The 21,987-nt window shown below is 66.4% G+C and carries 21 protein-coding genes; 11 read left to right on the top strand and 10 right to left on the bottom strand.

From position 1 onward, the window contains the following. Nucleotides 1–84: 84 nt before the first annotated feature. From AC1ROX_RS26590 to AC1ROX_RS26565, 6 genes are all read right to left on the bottom strand, one after another. The gene (locus AC1ROX_RS26590) at nucleotides 85–1,149 is read right to left on the bottom strand and encodes an ABC transporter ATP-binding protein (RefSeq protein ID WP_493130953.1); all 1,065 of its coding nucleotides are present in this window, start codon (nucleotides 1,147–1,149) and stop codon (nucleotides 85–87) included. Then, nucleotides 1,146–2,840, bottom strand: a complete 1,695-nt coding sequence (locus tag AC1ROX_RS26585) for an ABC transporter permease (RefSeq protein ID WP_493130951.1) — start codon at nucleotides 2,838–2,840, stop codon at nucleotides 1,146–1,148. The genes AC1ROX_RS26590 and AC1ROX_RS26585 overlap by 4 nt, the downstream gene beginning before the upstream one ends. Before the next feature lie 30 nt (nucleotides 2,841–2,870). Next, on the bottom strand, nucleotides 2,871–3,965 hold the full coding sequence (locus AC1ROX_RS26580; RefSeq protein WP_493130949.1) for an ABC transporter substrate-binding protein: 1,095 nt from the start codon (nucleotides 3,963–3,965) through the stop codon (nucleotides 2,871–2,873). Between the two features lie 67 nt (nucleotides 3,966–4,032). Next, nucleotides 4,033–5,664: a hydantoinase B/oxoprolinase family protein gene (locus AC1ROX_RS26575; RefSeq protein WP_493130947.1), complete on the bottom strand. Its 1,632-nt coding sequence runs from the start codon at nucleotides 5,662–5,664 to the stop codon at nucleotides 4,033–4,035. Between the two features lie 103 nt (nucleotides 5,665–5,767). Next, complete coding sequence (locus AC1ROX_RS26570) at nucleotides 5,768–7,837, bottom strand: hydantoinase/oxoprolinase family protein (RefSeq protein WP_493130945.1); 2,070 nt, start codon at nucleotides 7,835–7,837, stop codon at nucleotides 5,768–5,770. Between the two features lie 13 nt (nucleotides 7,838–7,850). Beyond that, nucleotides 7,851–8,819, bottom strand: a complete 969-nt coding sequence (locus AC1ROX_RS26565) for a Bug family tripartite tricarboxylate transporter substrate binding protein (RefSeq protein ID WP_493130957.1) — start codon at nucleotides 8,817–8,819, stop codon at nucleotides 7,851–7,853. Nucleotides 8,820–8,918: 99 nt separating this feature from the next. On the opposite strand from AC1ROX_RS26565, the gene AC1ROX_RS26560 reads away from it, so the two are divergent. Next, a complete protein-coding gene (locus AC1ROX_RS26560) occupies nucleotides 8,919–10,514 on the top strand; it encodes an AMP-binding protein (protein WP_493130943.1) in 1,596 nt (531 codons plus the stop codon). On the opposite strand, the gene AC1ROX_RS26555 is transcribed toward AC1ROX_RS26560, so the two are convergent. Beyond that, on the bottom strand, nucleotides 10,511–11,311 hold the full coding sequence (locus tag AC1ROX_RS26555; protein ID WP_493130941.1) for an enoyl-CoA hydratase/isomerase family protein: 801 nt from the start codon (nucleotides 11,309–11,311) through the stop codon (nucleotides 10,511–10,513). The genes AC1ROX_RS26560 and AC1ROX_RS26555 overlap by 4 nt on opposite strands. A gap of 74 nt (nucleotides 11,312–11,385) precedes the next feature. Between AC1ROX_RS26555 and AC1ROX_RS26550 the strand changes: the two genes are divergently transcribed. Further along, nucleotides 11,386–11,775 (top strand): RidA family protein, encoded by a 390-nt coding sequence (locus tag AC1ROX_RS26550; protein ID WP_493130939.1) that lies wholly within the window; start codon nucleotides 11,386–11,388, stop codon nucleotides 11,773–11,775. 9 nt (nucleotides 11,776–11,784) lie between these two features. Here the strand turns inward: AC1ROX_RS26550 and AC1ROX_RS26545 are convergent, their stop codons facing one another. The 3 genes from AC1ROX_RS26545 to AC1ROX_RS26535 are packed head-to-tail and all read right to left on the bottom strand — an operon-like array spanning nucleotide 11,785 to nucleotide 14,281. Continuing rightward, nucleotides 11,785–12,552 (bottom strand): C13 family peptidase, encoded by a 768-nt coding sequence (locus AC1ROX_RS26545; protein WP_493130937.1) that lies wholly within the window; start codon nucleotides 12,550–12,552, stop codon nucleotides 11,785–11,787. 23 nt (nucleotides 12,553–12,575) lie between these two features. Then, a complete protein-coding gene (locus tag AC1ROX_RS26540; protein WP_493130935.1) occupies nucleotides 12,576–13,238 on the bottom strand; it encodes a TetR/AcrR family transcriptional regulator in 663 nt (220 codons plus the stop codon). Continuing rightward, nucleotides 13,235–14,281: a phosphotransferase family protein gene (locus AC1ROX_RS26535; RefSeq protein WP_493130955.1), complete on the bottom strand. Its 1,047-nt coding sequence runs from the start codon at nucleotides 14,279–14,281 to the stop codon at nucleotides 13,235–13,237. The genes AC1ROX_RS26540 and AC1ROX_RS26535 overlap by 4 nt, the downstream gene beginning before the upstream one ends. Nucleotides 14,282–14,404: 123 nt before the next feature. Here AC1ROX_RS26535 and AC1ROX_RS26530 point away from each other — a divergent pair, with 123 nt between their 5' ends. From AC1ROX_RS26530 to AC1ROX_RS26490, 9 genes are all read left to right on the top strand, one after another. After that, the gene (locus tag AC1ROX_RS26530; protein ID WP_493130933.1) at nucleotides 14,405–15,220 is read left to right on the top strand and encodes a sulfite exporter TauE/SafE family protein; all 816 of its coding nucleotides are present in this window, start codon (nucleotides 14,405–14,407) and stop codon (nucleotides 15,218–15,220) included. A 127-nt stretch (nucleotides 15,221–15,347) separates the two neighbouring features. Beyond that, the gene (locus tag AC1ROX_RS26525) at nucleotides 15,348–15,797 is read left to right on the top strand and encodes a tripartite tricarboxylate transporter TctB family protein (protein ID WP_493130931.1); all 450 of its coding nucleotides are present in this window, start codon (nucleotides 15,348–15,350) and stop codon (nucleotides 15,795–15,797) included. Nucleotide 15,798: 1 nt separating this feature from the next. After that, a complete protein-coding gene (locus AC1ROX_RS26520; RefSeq protein WP_493130929.1) occupies nucleotides 15,799–17,307 on the top strand; it encodes a tripartite tricarboxylate transporter permease in 1,509 nt (502 codons plus the stop codon). Between the two features lie 31 nt (nucleotides 17,308–17,338). Continuing rightward, complete coding sequence (locus AC1ROX_RS26515; RefSeq protein WP_493130927.1) at nucleotides 17,339–18,295, top strand: hydroxymethylglutaryl-CoA lyase; 957 nt, start codon at nucleotides 17,339–17,341, stop codon at nucleotides 18,293–18,295. Beyond that, nucleotides 18,292–18,648 carry a cupin domain-containing protein gene (locus AC1ROX_RS26510; RefSeq protein WP_493130924.1) on the top strand — a complete coding sequence of 119 codons (357 nt, stop codon included), beginning with the start codon at nucleotides 18,292–18,294 and terminating at the stop codon, nucleotides 18,646–18,648. The genes AC1ROX_RS26515 and AC1ROX_RS26510 overlap by 4 nt, the downstream gene beginning before the upstream one ends. Nucleotides 18,649–18,723: 75 nt before the next feature. After that, the gene (locus tag AC1ROX_RS26505; RefSeq protein ID WP_493130922.1) at nucleotides 18,724–19,908 is read left to right on the top strand and encodes a CaiB/BaiF CoA transferase family protein; all 1,185 of its coding nucleotides are present in this window, start codon (nucleotides 18,724–18,726) and stop codon (nucleotides 19,906–19,908) included. Between the two features lie 52 nt (nucleotides 19,909–19,960). Beyond that, nucleotides 19,961–20,665 carry a DUF6134 family protein gene (locus AC1ROX_RS26500; protein ID WP_493130920.1) on the top strand — a complete coding sequence of 235 codons (705 nt, stop codon included), beginning with the start codon at nucleotides 19,961–19,963 and terminating at the stop codon, nucleotides 20,663–20,665. After that, entirely contained in the window at nucleotides 20,662–21,045 is a 384-nt protein-coding gene (locus tag AC1ROX_RS26495; RefSeq protein WP_493130918.1) for a hypothetical protein, read from the top strand. Before AC1ROX_RS26500 ends, AC1ROX_RS26495 begins: the two co-directional genes overlap by 4 nt. 1 nt (nucleotide 21,046) lies before the next feature. Continuing rightward, entirely contained in the window at nucleotides 21,047–21,901 is an 855-nt protein-coding gene (locus tag AC1ROX_RS26490) for an alpha/beta fold hydrolase (RefSeq protein WP_493130916.1), read from the top strand. The last annotated feature ends 86 nt before the right edge of the window (nucleotides 21,902–21,987 follow it).

Raw genomic sequence — 21,987 nt, 5'->3', positions numbered from 1 at the left:
CGTAAGACGAGGGCACTTCCCCTTTGCGGACTCCGCAAAGGGGAAGAGTTTGATTCTCAACGGAACGGGATCGCGCTCCATTGCTCAGGCTTCGAGCAGCACGCAATGCTCCGGCGAGAAGGACAGCGTTACGTCGGCGCCTTCCGGCAACAGGTTGGTCGGCGGACGGCGGACGATCATCGCGCCGACCGGGCTATCGACGACGTACTGCACGAAATCGCCGTGGAACAGGCGCTGGCGGACCTTGCCCGGCACGTGGTTCTCGCCGGCCTGCGGCTCCAGCCCGATATAGGCGGTGCGGACGGCGACTTCCGTTTCCTTCCCGTGCGGCTTGTGCGGCGCCATGACCTTCAGCACCGCGCCGCCTTCAGTCACGAACGTACCGTCGCCCGCGGGCTTGCCCTTGATCAGGTTGGCCGAGCCCACGAAGTCCGCCACGAAGCGGCTGCGCGGCTTGTTGTAGATCTCCTCCGGCGTGCTGATCTGCTCGATCACGCCGACATTCATGACGATCACGCGATCGGAGATGGCCAGCGCCTCCTCCTGGTCGTGGGTGACGTAGACCGAGGTGATGCCCAGCCGCCGCTGCAGCTCGCGCAGTTCGACCCGCATCTCGGCGCGCAGCTTGGCGTCGAGGTTGGACAGTGGTTCGTCGAACAGGACGACGGTCGGCGAGAAGGCGATGGCGCGGGCCAGCGCGACGCGCTGTTGCTGCCCGCCCGACAGTTTCGACGCGCCGCGCTCGGCGAGGTGACGCATCTGCACCAGGTCGAGCGCGCGCTCGACGTTGCTCTTGATGTCGGCCTGGCTCTGCTTGCGCACCCGCAACCCGTAGGCGACGTTGTCGAACACGCTCATATGCGGCCAGATGGCGTAGGACTGGAACACCATCGACACGCCGCGCTGCTCGGTCTGCACGTTGGTGCGCGTCGCGGCATCGTAGACCGCGCGGCCCTCGATGCTGATGCGGCCGCCCGACGGATGCTCGAGGCCGGCGATGGCGCGCAAGGTCGTGGTCTTGCCGCAGCCCGAAGGCCCCAGCAGGGTGAGATGTTCGCCACGCCCCACCGTGAAGCTCACCCCGTTCACCGCCACCTGGTCGCCGTAGCGCACGACCAGATCCTTTACTTCGATACGCGTCTCGCTCACTGCAACTCCTTGGTCATGCCGCGCGCCACGCGGAACAGGATGACCAGCGCCACGATCACGGTGAAGGTCTGGATCAGGGCCATCGCCGCCGTCAGCTCCGTGCCGCTGGTGGCGAAGGCGCTGACGATCGACGGCGCGATCACCTTGGCATTGGGGCCCATCAGGAAGGCCGAGGCGCCCAGCTCACGCACGCAGGCCATGAAGATCAGCAGCCACGCCGCCAGGATGCCGGGCTTGAGCAGCGGCAAGGTGACGGTGCGCATCTGATAGCCCCAGGAGGCACCACAGACGCGGGCGCACTCCTCCAGGCTCTTGTCGATCTGGAGCACCACGCCCGCCAGGGTACGCACGCCGAGCGGCAGCATGACGGTGAAATAGGCCAGCGCCAGCAGCCACAGGGTGCCGTAGATGCCGATCGGGATATTGAGCCAGGCCCACAACAGCGCCAGGCCGAACACGAGGCGCGGCACGGCCTGCGGAAACATGACGAGATATTCGATGGCGCCGCGGCCGCGCAGTTGCGAGCGGTAGATGATCCAGACCAGCAGCGCCATGATCACCACGCCGACCGTGGCGACGCCCAGGCCCAGCATGATGCTGTTGAACAGCGCCGTGCGCACGGGACCGAGGGACAGCGCCGTCTCGTAATTGGCCAGCGTCCACTGCGCCTGGTCCAGGAGCACGGTGGCGAAGCGCTGCAGCGAGGTCATGAGGAGCGCCGCGATCGGGAAGACCACCGCCAGCGCCACGTACAGCACGCAGACGCTGAACAACACCCAGGCGAGCCGGCCCATATCCATCGGCCGAGGCCGGAAAGCCTTGCCGCTGATGGTGGTGAAGGTCCCGCGGCGGATCATGCGCCGGTAGAAGGACAGCATCAGGAACATCACGACGAACAGCGACAGGCCCATCGCCGAGGCGCGGCCGTAGTCGGGCGGATAGGAGAGCGTCGAATCCCAGATCGCCGTGGTGATGACGTAGATGCGCCCGGGAATGCCGAGCACGAGGGCCGCGGCAAACGAGCCAAGCATCTCGGCGAAGACGAACAGCATGGCGCCCAGCACGCCCGGCATCACCAGCGGCAGGGTCACGGTGAGCATGGTGCGCAGCTTGGAGGCGCCCATGACGCGGGCGGATTCCTCTAGCGCCGGGTCCATCGACTTCATGGAGGCCGAGATCATGACGAAGGCGACCGTGCCCTCGAACAGCGCCATCACCCAGGCGATGCCGAAATGGGTGTAGATGTCGGCGATGTCGCCGGTGCCGCCCACCGCCTTCCACAGCTGGTTGATGAAGCCGCTCTTGGGCCCGGCGATCACCGCCCAGGCGAGCGCGCCCACCAGAGGCGTCATGTAGTAAGGCAGCTCCATCAGCCGCTCGAGCTTCTCGCGGCCCGGCACGTTGGTGCGCGTCAGGATCCAGGCCAGGGTGAAGCCGATGAAGATCGCCATCACGGTGGCCATCACCGCGATGATCAGCGTGTTCCAGACGGTCTTGAGGTCCTCCTGGAAGATCGAGACGTAGTTGGCGATGCCGAACTCGACGGGCGGAAACGCCATCGGATCGCCGACGTTCAACGACTCCTCGACCAGGAAGACCATCGGGAGCAGGACCAGGAAGCCCACGATCCCGAGGACCGCGAGCGTCGTCAGGGCCTGCCCGTTTACGCGGGGGCGCAGGACGCCCCCCACGCCAAACGCCTTGGGACTTTCAGCCAAGACCTAGCGCCCGGTGCCGACGATGCGGTTCCATTCCTTGGCGAAAGCCGGGCGATCCTTCTCGAAGGCGTTCCAGTCGGCCGGCGACAGCAGCTTCATCTTGCTGAGCGGCACGGTGTCGGCACCGCCCGGCGGCGGCACGTCGGAGCGCGGCGAATGGAGCAGCAGCGCCTCGGCCAGCGCCACCTGGCCGACCGGCGAGAGGAACCAGTCCATGAACAGCTCGGCGGCATTGGGATGCGGCGCCTGGTCGACGATGCCGTAGGTCTCGGGCACGGCCGGCACGCCGGTTTCCGGGAAGACGAAGGCGAGCGGCGCACCCTTGGCCTTGAACTCGATGTAGCCGGAATACTGAGCGCCCATGATGACCTTGTCCTGGCCATCGACCAAACGGCCGTACTGCTGGACGTAGGAGTCGAAGGCGCGCGGCTTCTGCTCACCGAATTTCTTGAAATAATCCGCGCCGAGGATCGGCATCAGCATGTACCAGACGCCGTGCTGCAGGCCCGAGTTCGACACCTTGACGTTGATGCTGTCCTTGAATTTCGGATTGAGCAGGTCTTCCCACTTCTTGGGCGCGTCGGCGACCGGCACCTGGTTGGGGTTATAGGCAATGCCGGCCATGATGACCGAGCCCCAGGTCCAGAAGCCCTCCGGCTCGCTCTTCGCCTCCTTCGGGAAGAACTGCATCTCGGGCGAGACGTACTGGCGGAAACCGCCCTTGCGCTGGAAATCCAGGATCATGCCCATGTCGGAGATCTGGATGACGTCGACCAGGTAGGACTTGGCTTGGCGCTCGGAGAGCACCTTGGCGTAGAGCGCGCCGGCCTGCAGACGGACGTAGCTCGTCTTGATCTTGGGGAACATCTTGTTGAAGGCGGCCAGCAGCTTCACCTGACCGGCTTCCGGATCGGTCGAGTAGAGGGTGAAGGCGCCCTCGGCTTCGGCCTTCGCCACGTCGGCGCAGGTCTTGAAGCCTTCCATCTGCTTCGGATTGGCGCAGAGCTTGGCCCCGCCGGCGGATTGCGCGTTGACCGGAGAAGCAGCGGCCAAAGCGATAGCGCAGAGAGCCGCGGATGCGGCAGCGAACAGCTTCATTGTTTCCTCCGATTACTCTTATTTGCAGCGAGCGTAACGACCGCTGCCCGGAGGTTCAATCGCTGTGTTAATCGTCGCCCTGATACGCTGACTGCGCCGTCACGTATCCCGCCGCGATGTCTGCCGCGAGTGCCGCCGCCGAGCGAAGCTTCGGATCGCCATGTCCGCCGCCGCCTGGCGTTCCCAGCGAGACGGTATCGCCCTTGTTCAAGACGTACTGCTTCTTGGGATCGGTCTTCTCGCCGTTGATGCGCAGCTCACCGGGTGCACCGTCCTTGCCGCCCTCGATGCCGAAGGCCGGAAAGAGAGTCCGCTCCGCGAGGAACGAGACGGCGATCGGCGTCTCGCTGCGGCTCTCGATCAGGATCTCCTGCCCGAGCCCGCCGCGATGACGGCCGGCGCCGCCCGAATCGGGACGCAGCTTCTTGTGATGGAAGCGCAGTGGCGCGATGTGCTCGCTGATCTCGATCGAGGTCGAGCTGACGTTGGACGGCCAGGAGAGGCAGGTGACGCCGTCACGCTGCGTGTTGCCGCCCATGCCGCCATTGTAGAAGAACATGTTGGCGTAGGGCTTGCCGCCTTCACGAACGCCGGACTGGTTCATGCCCCACATCGGCGAGCCGCAGGCCGCCATCACGCGTTCCGGCACGATCTGGCCCAGGCAGCCGAACACCAGCATCGGAATGTAGTGGCCGATCAGCATGCGCGAGCCGCCCGGCGCGGGGAATTGCGGATTGACGATGCAGCCCGGCGGCGCGGTGAGCGTGATCGGCCGCCACGCGCCTTCGTTGTTGGGCAGGTTGGAGTTGGTGCAGACCTTCACCCCATACATGCACATCGCGTTCGTGTAGCACATGGCGCAGTTGATCGCGCGATCGACCTGGGCATCGGTGCCGGCGAAATCGATCAGAATCTCGTCGCCCTTGATGGTGAGCGCCATCTTGATGGTGATGGGCTTGTCCATGATGCCGTCGGTCTTGAGCTCGCTATGGTAGGTGCCGTCGGGCAGTTCGAGGATGGCGGCGCGCATCGCCGCCTCGCAGCGGCCCTGGATCTCGCGCGCAAGGTCGGTGAGATCGGGCAGGCCGTAATTCTCCATCAGGACCAGCAGACGATCTTCCATCAGGTCGAGCGCCACGATCTGGGCGTAGAGATCGCCCATCGTCTGGTCGGGCGTGCGCACGTTCTTGCGGATCAGCGCCACCAGCGTCTCGTCGGTCTTGCCGGCCGCCATCATCTTCATCGGCGGGATCTGCAGCCCCTCCTCGAAAACCTCGCGCGGCTCGGGACTGCGGATCTTGCCGCCGATGTCGGGCACGTGCGCCGTCGTGGCGCTGAAGGCGATCAGCTTGCCGTTGCGGAAGATCGGCTTGGCCAGGGTCACGTCGGGCAGATGGCCGGTGCCGAGCCAGATGTCGTTGGTGATCAGCACGTCGCCCGGCGCGAGCTGGTCCTCCGGGAAGAATCGCAGGAAGTGCTTCACCGTCTCGGGCAGGGTCCCGATGAAGCTCGGGATGCTCTCGCTCGCCTGGACCAGCGACTGGCCCGCCGCATCGGTGACGACGCAGGAGAAGTCGTAGCTCTCGCGCACCAGGGTCGAGAACGACGTGCGCACCATGGCCGCCGCCGCCTCGTCGACCAGCGAGATCAGCCGCCGCCAGAGGAGTTCCAGTTCGATGGCATCGAAGGTGCGGCTCATGGGAAGGACCTCATGGCTGGGAGCGCGCCACTCAAGTGGCGCTCAAAGGAGTTTGCAGCAGAAGAAAATGCGCCACTGGAGTGGCGCGCTCCCGGCAAAGACATCAGTTCGCCTCCGCCAGGATGGAGCCGTCGGCCAGCAGCCGCGCCTTGGCGTTCGGGCCGACGATGAAAGTGCTTTCGTTTTCCTCGAACACGGCGGGACCGTCGATACTCACGCCGGGTTCGAGCGCGTAGCGGTCCCAGACTTGTGTTGGGAGCGTCTTGCCCTCGTCGGGAAAGAAGACGGGCCGCGTGCCCTTGAGCGCGGCGGCCGAAGCGTGGCGCGGCAGTTCGAGCTTGCCGCCGGTGCCGGGCATCGGTGCGCTGACCGAGAGGCGTAAGGCCACGAGCTGGATCGCGGCACCCGGCGGCGTGCGGGCAAACAGGGCCTTGTACGCGGCCTCGAAGGCCACCTTCACGGCCGCTTCGGTCAAAGGCTGAGGCAGCACGACGGTGATCTCGCTGCCCTGCCCGATGTAACGCATGTCGGCGAGGTGACGGACGGTGCGGCCCTCGATGTCGGCGCCGGTCAGGCGCAACACCTCGAGAGATTCCTTTTCGAGGCCGGCGAAGATGCGCCCGGCGGCGGCGAGATCGGCGCCCGCCAGCGGCGTCGTGAAGCTCGCGACGCGATCGACGCGCGCGGGCGCCATCAGCATGCCGATGGTGCTGCCCGCCCCCGCGCCCGGCGGACAGACGACGCGGCTGACCCCCAGCTTGCGCGCCACATGCCATGCATGGACAGGGCCAGCACCGCCGGTCGCCAGCAGCGCATATTCCGACGGCACGCGGCCACGCTCGGCGATAGCCACGCGCGCAGCGCCGGCCATGTTCTCGTTCACCACGTCGTGCACACCGAAGGCGGCACGACCGGCTTCGACGCCCAGCGCGCCGGCCAGCTTGCCGAAGGCGGCGTTGGTCGCCACGGCGTCGATCTTCATCGCGCCGCCCAGGAAGAAGTCGGCGTTGAGATAACCCAGGGTCAGGTCGGCGTCGGTGACCGTCGCCTCGGTGCCGCCGCGGCCATAGCATGCAGGCCCCGGCTGCGCGCCGCTGCTCTCCGGCCCCACGTTCAACGTGCCGAGGTCGCTCTTGTGCGCGATCGAGCCGCCACCGGCGCCGATCTCGATCAGCTCGACCGTAGCGATCTGGATTGGCAGGCCCGACCCGCGCAGGAAGCGCTTCTCGCGCGCCGCCTCGAAGCCCCAGGCCACGAGCGGCTCGCCATCGTCGACCAGCGCCAGCTTGGCCGTCGTGCCGCCCATGTCGAAGGCCAGCACGCGCTCCAGCCCGGCATTGCGCCCGAACCAGGCACCGGCCAGCGCTCCGGCGGCGGGCCCGCTCTCCAACAATTGGACAGGCGCGCGCTTGGCCTCGCTCACATGGGTGAGGCCTCCATTTGAAAGCATTAGGAACAGGCCACCCGGAATCCCCTCGGTCCGCAGCGCCTGCTCCAGGCGTTCGAGATAGATTTCCGCCAGCGGCCGGACATAGGCATTGGCCACCGTCGTGCTGGCGCGCAGGTACTCGCGGATCTCCGGCGCGATGTCGGACGACAGCGAGATCGACAGGTTCTGGAAGCGCTCGGCTACCGCCGCGCCGATCTTTCGTTCGTGCGCGGCATTGGCGTAGGAATGCAGGAAGCAGATGGCGAGGCTTTCGACGCCCTGCTCCACGAGGTCGGCCACCTCGGCCAGCGCCGCATCGACGTCGAGCGCGATCTCGACGCTGCCGTCCGGCCCCAGCCGCTCCTTCGCCTCGCGACGCCAGGCGCGCTGCACCAGCGGCTTCGGCATCTCGATGAAGAGATCGTAGAGCTCGTATTTGCGCTCGCGCGCGATCTCCAGCACGTCGCCGAAACCCGCCGTGGTGAGCAGGCCGGTCTTCGCGCCCTTGCGCTCGATCAGCGCGTTGGTGAACAGCGTCGTGGCATGGACGACGCGGCCGATCTCCTGCGGCTTCGCGCCCGCCTTCTCCAGCACGCGGCGTGTGCCTTCTAGGGCACCGCGGGCCGGATCGTCCGGTGTCGTGCTTTCCTTCCAGATGACGGCCCGCCCGGTGCGCGGATCGTGGATGACGAGGTCGGTGAAGGTTCCCCCGATGTCGATTCCGAGGGACAGCGGCGCACTCATTACACGTCCTTTGCTATTCGGCCTTCACATTGCCCTGCTTGGCGACCTTCGCCCAGCGCTCACGATCCTTGACGATGTAGGCGGCGAAAGCATCGGGCCCCTGGCCGATCGGCTCAAGCCCCTGCTTCGCCAGCGTTTCGGCATTCTTGGGGTCGGCGATCGCGTCCATGAACAGCTTGGCGAGCGCGCCCTTGATGTCTGGCGGCAAGGCGGCAGGTCCCATCAGGCCGAACCAGTTGTTGATGTCGAGCGCCGGGATGTCCTTGGTGAGCAGCGGCAGTTCGGGCGCCAGCGCCGTCGGCTTCGTGGAGGCGAGCGCCAGCACGCGGACCTTGCCGCCGCGCGCCTGGCCGATCAACTCCGACACGTTGCCGAAGAACATGTCGACATTGCCGGCCGCCACATCGGCGATCGCGGGCGCGCCGCCGCGATAGGGAATGTGGTTCAGCTTGAGGCCGCCTGCTTCCGCGGCAAGGAACTCCGCGCCGAGCTGGTTGGTCGAGCCCAGGCCGGTCGAGGCGTAGCTCACCTTGCCCGGGTTCTCCTTTGCATAGGCAACGAACTCCGGAATGGTCTTGAACGGCGCATCGATGCGCACGATCAGCGCCATCGGCACGCCGACCAGATTGCAGATCGGTGTCAGCTCCTTGTCGAGGTCGAGCGGGATCTGCGAGCCCGGCACCACGGGACCGACGGCGAGCTGGCCCATGATGCCGATGCCCACCGTGTAACCATCGGCCGGCGCCTGGGCCACGGCCTTCAGCGCGATGAAGCCGCCGGCGCCGGTCTTGTTGTCGACGACCACGGTGTAGCCGTGCTGGCGCTGGATCGTTTCCGCCGCGATTCGGGCCACGATGTCGGCGGTGCCGCCCGGCGCGTAACCCACGAGAATCTTGATCGGCTGTTTCGGCACCCACTGCTGGGCGCGTGCCGACGCGGCGGCAAGGACGAACGGAGCGGCAAGCAGGCTTCGACGGAACATCACGACCCCCAATCCCCAATGGCGAGCCTTAGGCAAGCCTCGTGCCGGGTCAAGGCGCCGCGCTTGAGATGGAACGGTCTTCGGCTAGTCTCCGCGCGCATGCCTCTTGCCCAACCCGCCGCCGATGTCTGGACGATGGTCGCCGACATCGCCGAGCAGACGCCCGACGCACCGGCCTTCCTGCACGGTGACCGGGCGATTTCCTTCCTCGAGCTGAGCGAGAGCGCCCGACGCGCAGCCCAGGGCCTCGCGGACCTGGGCATCGGCCCGGGCGATCGCGTGGCGCTGTGGCTGCCCAACGTGCCGGCCTATCCGATCCTCTATCTCGCCTGCATCCGCCTCGGCGCCATCGCCGTCGCCGTGAACACCCGCTATCGCGCCGTGGAGGTCGCCGACATCGTCGGCCGCTCCGGCGCCAAGGTGCTGGCCTGCGCACCGGGCTTCCGGCGCATCGACTTCCTGTCGATCCTGGCCGACATCGAACCGGATGCGCTCGACAGACTCGCGGCCATCGTCACCGTCGGCGACGAACCGGCCGCCATTCCGTCCGCCATCGAACGGCTGCGCCGCGTGCCCTACGAACGCCTACTGTCGCGGCCGCGGCTCGGCCTGAACAACGCAAGGGCCAGCGCGCCCTGCAACATCTTCACCACCTCCGGCACGACCAGCTCCCCTAAGTTCGTGCTGCACCGGCAGGGCGCGATCGCCAGCCACGCCCAGCAGATCGCGCGGGCCTTCGGCTTCACCGCGCCCGACACGCTGTCGCTCTCGATCCTGCCTTTATGCGGCGTCTACGGCTTCGACCAGACGATGGCGACCCTGGCGGCCGGCAAGCCCTGCGTGCTGGTCGAATCCTACGAGATCGACGAGATCGCGCGTCTGATCGAGCGCCATCGCCCGACCACGATGTTCGGCAGCGACGACATGTATGCGCGCCTGCTCGACGCCGTGCCCGGCGACCATCCCTTTCCCTCGGTGAAGTGGGCCGGCTATGCCGCCTTCAACGCCTCGCTCGACGACATCGCCGAGACGGCGGAACGGCGCGGCCTGCGCCTGTGCGGCCTCTACGGCATGAGCGAGGTCCAGGCGCTCTATGCGATGCAGCCGATCGACTCCGAGGTGGCGCGCCGCAAGAAGGGTGGCGGCATTCCCGTCTCTCCGCTCGGCCATGTCCGCGTCCGCGATCCCGAGACCGGCGAGTTGCTGGGCACCGGCCAGCCCGGTGCGCTCGAATGCGCCGGTCCCTCGCTGATGGTCGGCTACTACGGCAACGAAACGGCCACCGCCGAGACGGTGACCGCGGACGGCTATGTCCGCACCGGCGATCTCGCCGAACTCGACGGCCATGGCGGCTTCACCTTCCTCAGCCGCATGGGCGACGTGCTGCGGCTCTCGGGCTTCCTGGTGAATCCGCTGGAGATCGAGACCCATCTGCAGAAGCTGCCGGGCATTGCCGGCTGCCAGGCCATCGCCGTGCCTCGTCCCGATGGCGTGCGTGCCGTCGCCTTCGTGATCCTGGCGCCCGGCGCATCGCTCGACGAGGCCGCCGCCATCGCGCACTGCCGCCACGGCCTCGCCAACTACAAGGTACCGATGCGCGTCTTCGCCATCGACGATTTCCCCAAGACGCCCTCGCCCAACGGCTTCAAGATCCAGCGCACCCGCCTGCGCGACATGGCGCTGGAGCGGCTTTAGCGGCCCTTGAACTTCGCGGGCTTGCGCTTCTCCGTGAAGGCGCGCGCGGCTTCCTGGAAATCCTCCGAGAGATAGAGCCGCTCGGGTGCGGTCTGGTGCATGATCTCGCGCGTCATGCGGTCCATGTACCAGCGCCGTGTCCGCACCGTGGAGCGCACGCTGAGCGGCGGGTTCTTCACGACGTCGCGCGCCAAGTCCCGCGCCATCTCGAGATACTTGCCCTTCGGCGCAACGCGATTGATCAGGTTCGCCGCGAAGGCTTCCTCGGCCGTGAAGAAGCGCCCGGCAAGAGCCGCCTCCATCGCGAAGGCGCCGCCGCCCCGGAATTGCATGATGCCCCAGTAGCGGCCGGCGCCCAGGCCGCGCGACGTCTCGGTGATCTGGAAGCGCGTCCCCTCCTCGGCGACGACGAGATCGCATTCCAGCACGATGCCGACCGAGAGGCCGAGCACGTAGCCGTGCGGTGCGGCAATGACCGGCTTCCAGTTCACCGACTTGGTCAGCAGGTCGGCCGAGTGCGTCCTCCGCCCCTGCGGCCCGCCGAGCCGCAGGAACTCCTCGCGGCTTCGCAGCTGGCGCTGCTTCACGTCGGCGCCGCTCGAGAAGGCGCGGCCGCGGCCCGTGATGATCGCGATCTGCGCCTCGTCTTCCATGTCGAACCGATGCAGCGCGTCGGACAGTGCGCCAACCAGCTCGTCGTTGAAGGCGTTCAGCTTGTCCGGGCGATTGAGCGTCAGGGTGACGATCTCGCCCTCGCGCTCGTACTCGACGAGCGTGCTTGTCTGGCTTTGGGTCATCGTTCCTCCTTGGGAGAGCATTTGCCCCGGCGAGTGGAAATGCAATGCTCGCAGCCTTCCAAGGGAGAGAAACGATGACCAAACGCAAAAGCGTCAACTACCCGGGCTACAGCCACCAGAACCCGATTCCGAATGCCAGCCGCATCGGCAATATCGTGATGTCGAGCATCATGAACGGTACCGAGCCCGGCACGCGCACCATCCCGCCCGATCTCGGCGCGCAGGTCACCAACATCTTCAAGCACATCAAGCTCTGCGTCGAAGCCGCCGGCGGCACGCCCGACGACATCATCAAGATCAATTTCTGGATGAAGCAGCCGTCAACCGGCCGCGCCGCGCTGAATGACGAATGGGTGAAGATGTTTCCCGACGAGGCATCGCGCCCGGCGCGCCACACGCTTCAGCTCTCGGGCGACAGTCCGCACCAGGTGACGTGCGACTTCACCGCCGTGATCGGTGGCTAGCGGCTCTCTCTAACGACCGGGAATCTTGAGGTTGGTGACCGCGGATCCCACGAAGATCTGCGGCTGCGAGGGCGTGCGGATGCCCATGCTCTTTTCGAGGTTCTGCACGCACGTCCGAGTGGACTGCGCCAACTGGCTCCAGGTCGAGGCGGCGTCGAACTGCTGCAGCAGGCACTGGTCGTAATAGGTGTAGCGGTCACCGGCGCCGCAGCCGAAGCTGACTCGATCTGCCGCCGCCGCCGTCAGCACCACCCGGTTGGGCTGGCGCATGGCCGGCGTCAGGAAGACGCCGCTGTGGCAGGCCGAGACGACCACGACGGTCGGCAGCGTGCCGCAGCCCGCATCCAGGGCGCTGTCGAGCGTGCCGGGCCGTATGACGCCGTTGGCCTGGCGCAGCACGAAGCCGGTCTCGTTGCCGTGGCTGGTGACGAAGGCGAGGCATGCCCCGGCGCCGCCGGCATTCCGCAAGGCGTTCGAGACGTTGGCCGCGGTGGCGACTTCCGCCGATGGATTGCGCCCCGGATCGGAGGTGAGGATGCGGATGTCCCGCACGCCGCGCGCCACCAGCTTGTCGCGCAGCGCATCGATGCCGTTGTCGAAGGACGGGCTGTTATTGTCGCCGGCGATCAGCACGGCGTGCCAGCGCGCCGCCGGCACGTCGCCCGGCGCAGCTGCGATCGAGGGGTTGCGGCCGGAAGGCGGTGCCGCGTCGGAGTCGGACGTGCAGCCGACGAGCGACGCCAGCAACGCGACCAGGGCAACGACGCGAATCAACATGCCTTGCGCTCCAACTGTTTGCCTCAAGCCTGCGGCGTGGCCCCGACGACGCGCAATGCCATGTCGGTGTAGAGCTTCGCCATCTGCTCCTCGGTGAGATCGCCGCCCGGACCGTACCACATCGAGACATGGGTGCACTGGTCGAGCAGCGCCATGGCAATCGCCTTGAGATCGTGCTTTCCCTCGACTCTCGGCGGATCGAACACGCCGCGTTCGATTCCGTGCTTGAGGATGGCCACGACGATGTCACGGATGGCGCGCCGGCTGCGGCGGATGTCGGCGACGCGCGCCGTGTCCAGCCAGCCGATCTCGCGATTGGCGACCAGCGCTTCGATGCGCAGCCGGCAATGGCGGATGACATAGACCCGCACGAAAGCCGCGAGCTCGGCGCGCGGATCGCCGCCCGCCCCGCCGACCGCCTGCTGGCAGAGCCGCTCCAGCTCGCCCTGGGTCGAGGCGATGATGTCGTGGAGCAGCTCGTCCTTCGACTTGAAGTGATTGTAGAGCGCGCCCTGCGTGAGGCCGCAGGCCTTCATGATGTCGCGCACCGTGACGACCGGATAACCGCGCTCGGCGAACTGGGCGAAGGCCGCGGCGCGGATCGCCTCGACCGGCGGACGCGCCTCGCGCTCCGCGACGACCGCCGGCGGCTCGTCGACGACGTTGACCGTCTTGCGCTTGCTCATCGCGAGGCTCCGGACATGTTGCTGACGATCGACCAGGCGAGGTCGGCTGCGGGTTTCACCAGCTTGCCGGAATCGGCCGCCCGCATGTTGGCGGCCGTGCCGTCGAGCGACCGGGCGTAGACGCCCTGACGGATGCAGGACACGCGGAACAGATTGTAGGCCATGTAGAATTCCCAGAGCGCGGGCTCGGGCACCGCCCGCTTGGACAGGCTGCTGTAGTAGCTCACCATCTCCGCTTCCGTGGGCAGGCCCAGGGCGCCGAGATCGTGGCCCAGCAGGCCGCCCCAATCCTTGGGCGTGCGCCACAGCATGCAGAGATAGGAAAGCTCGGCCAGGGGATCGCCCAGGGTCGAGATCTCCCAGTCGATGATGCCCAGCACGCGCGGCTCGACGGGATGGAAGATCATGTTGTCGAGGCGGTAGTCGCCATGGACCAGCACCGTCTCGTCGTTCGTCGGCAGGTTGGCTGGGAGCCAGTCGAACAGCCGGTCCATCGACTCGATCTTCTCGGTCTCCGAGGCCTTGTACTGTTTTCCCCAACGGGAGATCTGGCGGGCGACGTAGCTGCCGGGGCGGCCGAAGTCGGCCAAACCCAAAGCGGCATAGTCGACCCGGTGCAGCCGGGCCAGCGCCTCGAACTTGGCGCGATAGATGGCCAGCCGGCCCTCCTTCGGCACGTCGGGCAGCAGCGGGTCCCACAGAACCCGGCCGTCGCAATATTCCATGATATAGAAAGGTGTGCCCACGACGCTCTCATCCTCACTGAGCGCATAGGCCCGCGGGGTCGGCACGTCGGTACGGTTCAGGGCCGAGATCACCCGGAATTCGCGATCGACCGCGTGGGCCGAGGGCAGCAGCTTGCCGGGCGGCTTGCGGCGCAGGACATAGCGCCGGCCGGCGCCGTCGGTCAGCCGGTAGGTCGGGTTGGACTGGCCGCCCTTGAACTGCTCGACGCGAACCGACGGCACGAAGCCTTCGACGTTGGCGGCCATGAACCGGCCGAGCGACTGCTCGTCGAATCGATGCTTCTCCTGCACCGCCATCGTACCGATGTAGTCCTCGCCTCTCCGTGACACCAAAAGCCTCCTGAACGACCATTCACATTGGCCGGGAGTTTGCTCGCCCGGTGGTGCGCATGCAATATCGACCAACGGGGACATTGACGCGTGGAAACGCTGCTTTCGGCCTATCCACCGGCTGCCTGGATGGCGCTGCTGGCAACAGGCGTCCTGATCGGACTGCTGGCCGGCCTGCTGGGGGTCGGCGGAGGCATCGTGGCCGTCCCGGTCCTGCTGGAAATCTTCGAATTCATGGGCATCGGCGAGCCATTGGCCGTGTCGCTGGCGGTCGGTACGGCACAGGCCAGCATCCTCGTCGCCTCGACCACCGCCGCCGCGGCCCACTGGCGGGCCGGCACGATCGACCGCGAGCTCGTCCGGTCCTGGCTGCCGGCGCTGATGGCGGGCGCCATCGTCGGGCTGGCTGTCGGTCCGCTGGCGCCGGCACGCGTGCTCACCGGCCTTTTCGCGCTGGTCGCCGCCGCGCTCGCCCTCAAGATGGCGTTGGGTGACCGCCTCATTTTTGGGCATCGGCAGCCGCAAGGCGCGCTCTTCTACCTGCCGCCAGCCCTGGTCGGCGGTTTGGCTGCCGCTGTCGGCGTCGGTGGCGGCACTTTGAGCACGCCCGTCCTGACGCTGTTCTCATTTTCCATCAAGCGGGCGATCGGCGCGGGCGCGCTGTTCAATCTGGTGATCGCCGTGCCGGCCACCCTCGTCTTTTTGATGATGGATCGGCACGCCGCAGGTCGGCCGGCGGACGCGCTGGGCGACGTTGCCTTGTTTTGCGTTGCGACCCTCTCACTCCCCGCGCTCTTTGTCGCGCCGCTGGCGGCGCGATGGTCGACACAAGCGCCCGTCGCTTTGCTGCGGCGATTGTTTGCGATTTGCCTGGCCCTAATCGCAGCCCGTCTGATTCTGCGCTGATGCAGTTATCACTTGTAATGCACTTGGCACTTGGGCAAAGCGGCCGAATTGTGTTTAGCTGTCATCGGTCCAGGGGTTAGGGCCCAACAGCAACATTTGAAGACGACGCGTTTCTGGGGAGGCATCGTTGAATCGATTCCTAAGCAAGGACTTCTTGTCCGGGCTGATGTTCATTGGCTTCGGACTGCTCGCACTTTATTTCGGGCAGAAACTCGCACTCGGCACGCCGGTCCGGATGGGACCCGGCTACGTGCCGCGCATGCTTTCACTCACGCTGCTGGCGCTCGGCGTGCTGGTTTGCATCGTCGCTGTCGTGAGCGGCAGCGAGCCGGTCGAACGGCCGAAGTGGAAGCCGATCACGCTGGTCACACTCGGCATCGTCTGCTTCGCGCTGCTGTTCGAGCGGGCGGGCCTGATCCCGGCGCTGGTCGTTCTGATCATGATCGCGTCGCTGGCCGGTGAGGAATTCAAGCTCACCGAGGTGATCGGCAACATCATTGTCCTCTCCGTCCTCTGCACGCTCGTCTTCAAGGTCGGATTGGGAATGAATATTTATATCCTGCGCGGAGTCTGGTGAGATGGATCTGCTCGACAATCTCGCGCTGGGCTTCAGCGTCGCCTTCTCCTTCCAGAACCTGACCTACGCGCTGCTGGGCTGTCTGCTCGGCACGCTGATCGGCGTTCTGCCCGGCATCGGCCCCGTGGCGACCATCGCCATGCTGCTGCCGATCACCTTCCATCTGCCGCCCACCGCCTCGCTGATCATGCTGGCCGGCATCTATTACGGCGCGGCCTATGGCGGTTCGACAACGTCGATCCTGGTGAACCTGCCGGGTGAAGCGGCCTCGGTCGTGACCTGTCTCGACGGCTACCAGATGGCCCGCAAGGGTCGCGCGGGTGCCGCCCTCTCGATCTCGGCCGTCGGCTCGTTCTTCGCCGGCACCGTCGGCACCGCGATCATCGTGCTCTTTGCGGAGCCGCTGACGCGCATGGCGCAGAAGTTCGGCCCCGCCGACTACTGCTCGCTGATGGCGCTCGGCCTCGTGGCCGCCGTCATCCTGGCCAGCGGATCGGTGACCAAGGCGATCGCGATGATCTTCCTCGGCCTGCTGTTCGGCCTGGTCGGCACCGACGTGAACACCGGCGCCCAGCGCTTCACCTTCGACATTCCGGAGCTGAGCGACGGCATCGACTTCGCGCCGATCGCCATGGGCCTGTTCGGCATCGCCGAGATCGTGGTCAACCTCGAACGGCATATGAGCCGCACAGGGGGAACCATCAAGGTCACCACCTTGTGGCCGACCATGGACGAGGTGCGGCAGGCGGTTCCAGCCGCCCTGCGCGGCACGTTCCTCGGCGCGGCACTCGGCGTGCTGCCGGGCGGCGGTCCGACGCTGGGCGCCTTCTCGGCCTATACGCTCGAGAAGAAGATCTCCAAGCGGCCCCAGGACTTCGGCAAGGGTGCGGTCGCGGGCGTCGCGGCGCCCGAGGCGGCCAACAATGCGGCCGCCCAGACCTCGTTCATCCCGATGCTGACGCTCGGCATCCCGTCCAACGCCGTCATGGCGCTGATGGTCGGCGCCATGATCATCCAGGGCATCCAGCCGGGCCCCGAGGTCATGACCAAGAAGCCCGACCTGTTCTGGGGCATGATCGCCTCGATGTGGATCGGCAACGCTATGCTGGTCATCATCAACCTGCCGATGATCGGCATCTGGGTGAAGCTGCTGACCGTGCCCTACCGCTTCCTGGCACCGGCCATCCTGCTGTTCTGCTGCATCGGCGCGTACAGTCTGCAAAACAGTACGTTCCATGTGATGCAGGTCGCCGTCTTCGGCGTGCTGGGCTACATCTTCGTCCGCCTCGGCTGCGAAGGCGCCCCGTTCCTGCTGGGCCTGGTGCTGGGACCGCAGATGGAGGAATATTTCCGGCGTGCCATGCTGCTCTCGCGCGGCGACGCCATGGTCTTCCTGCAGCGTCCCATCAGCCTCGGCCTGCTCATCACGACGGCGCTGCTGCTGATCCTGATGGCCTTGCCAAGCTTCAAGAGGGCGCGCAAGGAAGCGTTCGTGGAAGAGGAGGGCTGACGCCCTCCTCCAAGAAATCCGGAGGAAGACCATGTCGGACCTGCCCAAGCGCGTGACGATCGACGAGGAGGGTCCTCGCGAGGGCTTCCAGTCCGAGAAGAAGATGATCCCGGTGGCCGACAAGGTCCGTCTCATCGAGGCGCTTGCGGACACCGGGTTGAAGCGCATCGCCTGCGTTTCCTACGTCAACCCGAAGCGCGTGCCGACCATGGCCGACGCCGAGGAAGTGGCCTCCAGGATCGATCTCAAGCCCGGCGTGCAGTACAGCGCGCTGTGGCTGAACCAGCAGGGCCTCGAGCGCGCGCTTCGGGGCCCTTTGCATGTCGACGGCGGCGTTCGCGTCACGGCTTCCGACACCTTCTCGCGCAAGAACATCGGCAAGTCGGTGCCCGACGCCATGGTCGAGCAGCGCATGTCGCTCAAGACCTTCAAGGACCGCGGCATGCCGGTCGAATGGGGCGTCATCCTGGGCGCCTTCGGCTGCAACTATGAAGGCGAGCTGTCGACCGAGCTGATCCTGCAGCGCGTGCAGCTGGCGCTCGACGAGGCCGAGCTGGCGGGCTTCAGGCTGAAAGGCATCAAGCTCACCGACGCGATGGGCTGGGCCACCCCCGCCTCCGTCGAACGGCTGATCGGCGCCGTGCGCTCGAAGTGGCCAGACCTCGAGATCGCGCTGCACCTCCATGACACGCGCGGCACCGGCGCCGCGGCGGCCTATGCCGGCCTGCGCATGGGCGTCACCAAGTTCGACGCCTCGGTCGCGGGCCTGGGCGGCTGTCCCTTCGCCGCGACCGACGGCGCGGCCGGCAACATCTGCACCGAGGACTTCGCCTTCATGTGCGAGGAGATGGGTGTGGAAACCGGCCTCGACATCGAGCGCCTGATCGAGGTCGCCAAGCTGGCCGAGGAGATCGTCGGCCGTCCCCTGCCCGGCCACGTGATGCGCGGCGGCACATTGAAGGCGGCGCGCCGCAAGGTGGCGGCATGAACGTCGAAACTCTGGCCGGCCTCGTTCCGGACTCGACCTACGTCGATGTCGCCAGCGTGCCCTGGCAGCCGACGCGCTTCCCCGGGGTCGAGTGGAAGATCCTGATGGAGCAGAAGGAAACCGGCCTCTCGACCGTGCTGATGCGCTGGGCGCCGGGCGCCCGCCTGCCGGCACACGAGCATGTCGCGATCGAGCAGACCTACGTGCTCGAGGGATCGTTCGCCGATCATGCCGGCGTCTGCACGGCCGGCAACTATGTCTGGCGGCGCGCCGGCAGCCGCCACGATGCATGGACCGACGAGGGCTGCCTCATGCTGGCGGTCTTCCTGAAGCCCAACACCTTCTTCGATTAGAACCGCTCCCCGACCTCTGCTAATGCTCCGTCGCAGCCCGCCCTGTCGAGGCGGGCGCTAGGGAGGCAGAGGCACATGTCAGGCGTTCTGGAAGGCATCCGCGTACTCGATTTCGGCCGTTACATCGCCGGTCCGTTCTGCGGCACGATGCTGGCCGATCTCGGCGCCGAGGTGATCCGCGTCGAGAAACTGGAGGGCAGCGAGGATCGCTGGGTGACCCCGGTCGTCGAGGGCGGCGAAGGCTCCATGTTCCTCCAGATGGGCCGCAACAAGCTCGGCCTGACGCTCAACCCGATGAAGCCCGAGGGCCGGGAGATCGTGAAGAAGCTGGTGGCGACCTCCGACGTGGTGATCGCCAACCTGCCCTACGAAGACCTGCAGAAGATGGGCATCGATTACGAGAGCCTGTCCGCCCTCAATCCCCGCATCATCCTCGCCACCACCTCGACCTTCGGCTCCGAAGGCCCCTACAAGACCCGCGTCGGCTTCGACACGATCGGCCAGGCCATGTCGGGCGCCATGCACCTCTCGGGCGACGGCGAGACGCCGACCCGCATGAACGCTCCCTTCGTGGATTTCGGCACCGCGCTGCTCAACACGGTCGGCGTGCTGGCCGCTCTGATGGACCGCGCCAAGAGCGGCAAGGGCCAGAAGGTCGAGACCGCCCTGCTGCGCACCGCCATCAACATCACCAACGGCCATCTGATCGAGCAGGCGATGCTCAACCTCAACCGCATGGCCACGCTCAACCGCGGCTTCACGGCGGGCCCCTCCGACACCTTCAAGTGCAAGGACGGCTGGATCTACGCCATGACCATCGGCCAGCCGCTGTTCGTGCGCTGGTGCAAGCTGATGGGCGACGACAGCCTGGCCACCGATCCGCGCTTCAAGGACGACCTGGCCCGCGGCGACAATGGCGAGGCCCTGTCGGCGATCATGCAGAAGTGGTGCGATACCCGCACCGTTGCAGAAGCACTGTCTGCGCTCGAGGCCAACCGCATTCCGGCCGGCCCCGTCTACACGCCGCAGCAGACGCTCGACGACAGGCACGTGCAGGAAGCCGGCTTCTTCCACCAGATGGACTATCCCGGCGCCAAGATGGGCGTGCCGGTGCTGCAGGAGCCGGTGAAGCTCTCCCGCACCCCCCTCACCATCCGCCGACGGGCACCGACCCTGGGCGAGCACACGGAACAGATCTTGCAGGAACTCGGCTATGAACCCGCCGTTATCGCCAAGCTCAAAGCCGATCGGGTCGTCTGAGGCGGCTGATCCAATGGGTCAAAAGGGCGTATAAGAGACCAGGAGCCCCTGGATGATGCGTCGTCTGATTCTCGCACTGACGATCATGGGTTGCGGTTCGGCCGCTGCCCAAGCGACCTCGGATTTCCCCTACGGACCCAGCCACGTCTTCGCCGCCTTCCGCAACGGCGAGCGGATCGGCACGCATACGCTCAGCTTCCAGCAGAACGGCGACAAGCGCACCGTCACCACCTCGATCGACTTCTCGGTGAAGGCGCTCGGGATGGTCATGTATCGCTACAATCATCGCGGCCAGGAAATCTGGAACGGCAACACGTTCGAATCGATCGCCACCCAGACCGACGACAACGGCACCAAATACACGCTGAGAGCCAAACACGAGCCGAACGGCGTGTCGGTCGTCCGGGAAGGCGGCGTCGGGCCGAAAATCGCGAGCAACGACATGGGCTTCCAGCAGGCGGCCCCCCAGCAGCTCACCATGCCGGCCAGCACCTTGCCGACGACGCACTGGAACCTGAACCAGGTGAAGCAGTCGGCCATGCTCAACACCCAGAACGGCGACCTAGCCAAGGTCCAGGTCACGCCGAAGGGTCGCGAGACCATCAAGACCGCCAGCGGCAAAACCATCGAGGCGACCCGCTACTCCTATTCCGGCGACGTCCAGATGGACCAGTGGTTCGACGACCGCGGCCGCTGGGTGAAAGGCGCATTCAAGGCTCCCGACGGATCGACAATCGAGTACATACTGCAGGAATGAACCCTGCCGATTGTTTCACGAAGCTGCCCGATCTCCTCGCCGACGATCCTGACCTTGTGCGACGCGGCCGCTGGCTGACCGTCGAGTGCAGGATCGACATCGGCAGCGAGCCCTTCCACCTGACCTTGAAGGACGGCACCCTCGCCTCGCTTGATCGCGGCCCGAAGCTGATGCGCTCGACCGCCTTCACGGTGCGCGGCACGGATGAAGCATGGCGCCATCATTGGCGAAAGATGCCCGAGCCCGGCTGGCACGACCTGTTCTCGCTGACCAAGCGTGGCGCCGCCTCGTTGGAAGGTGACCTGCGGCCGCTGCTGCAGAACCTGCAATACTTCAAGGACCTGCTGGCCCTGCCCCGTCGACTGCCGGAGGAGCACTGACATGGCCCCGGTTCTCGATCCCATGGTTGGCCGCTACGTGCGGCTCGACATCGATGGCACACCGCAGCGCCTCTATTTCGAAGAGGCGGGACAGGGCATCCCGCTGGTCTGCTTGCACACGGCCGGTGCCGACAACCGGCAGTTCCGCCACCTCCTCGCCGATCCCGAGATCACGAAGCGCTATCGCGTGTTGGCCTTCGACATGCCCTGGCACGGCAAGTCGACGCCGCCGGACGGCTGGGAGAAGACCGAGTACCGGCTGACGACGGCGTCCTACACCGCCGCCATCCGCGCCTTCTGCCGGGCAATGGAGCTCGACAGGCCGGTCGTCATAGGCTGCTCGATCGGCGGTCGCATCGTGCTCAACCTCGCCATCGCCCACGCCGCCGAGTTCCGGGCGCTGGTCGCGCTGGAAGCCGCCGACTTCCAGCAGCCCTGGTACGACACGGCGTGGCTGCATCGTCCCGACGTCCATGGCGGCGAAGTCTGCGCCGCGCTGATCTCGGGCCTGATCGCGCCGCAGAGCCCGCCGGTCAGCCGCCACGAGACGCTTTGGATGTACATGCAGGGCGGCCCCGGCATCTTCAAAGGCGATCTCTATTTCTACCGGGTCGACGGCGACCTGCGCGAGAAGGTGAAGACGATCGATACCGGAGTCTGCCCGCTCTACCTGCTGACCGGCGAGTACGACTTCTCCTGCACCGCCGAGGACACGCTGCGCACGGCGGCGCAGATTCCGGGTGTCGAGGTGCAGGTCATGAAGGAGCTGGGCCACTTCCCGATGAGCGAGAACCCGGCGAAGTTCCGGGAGTACATCCTGCCGGTGCTGGAGAAGATCGCGGCGGCAAAAAGTTAGCGGTCATTGGAGCGCGCAACTCCAGTTGCGCTCATGTCTTGCTGATCGACGAAGCCAGAGCGCAACTGGAGTTGCGCGCTCCGTTG

The organism is Reyranella sp. GW821-FHT14A01 (assembly GCF_058803965.1).
This window is presented reverse-complemented; position numbering and strand designations above follow the sequence as displayed.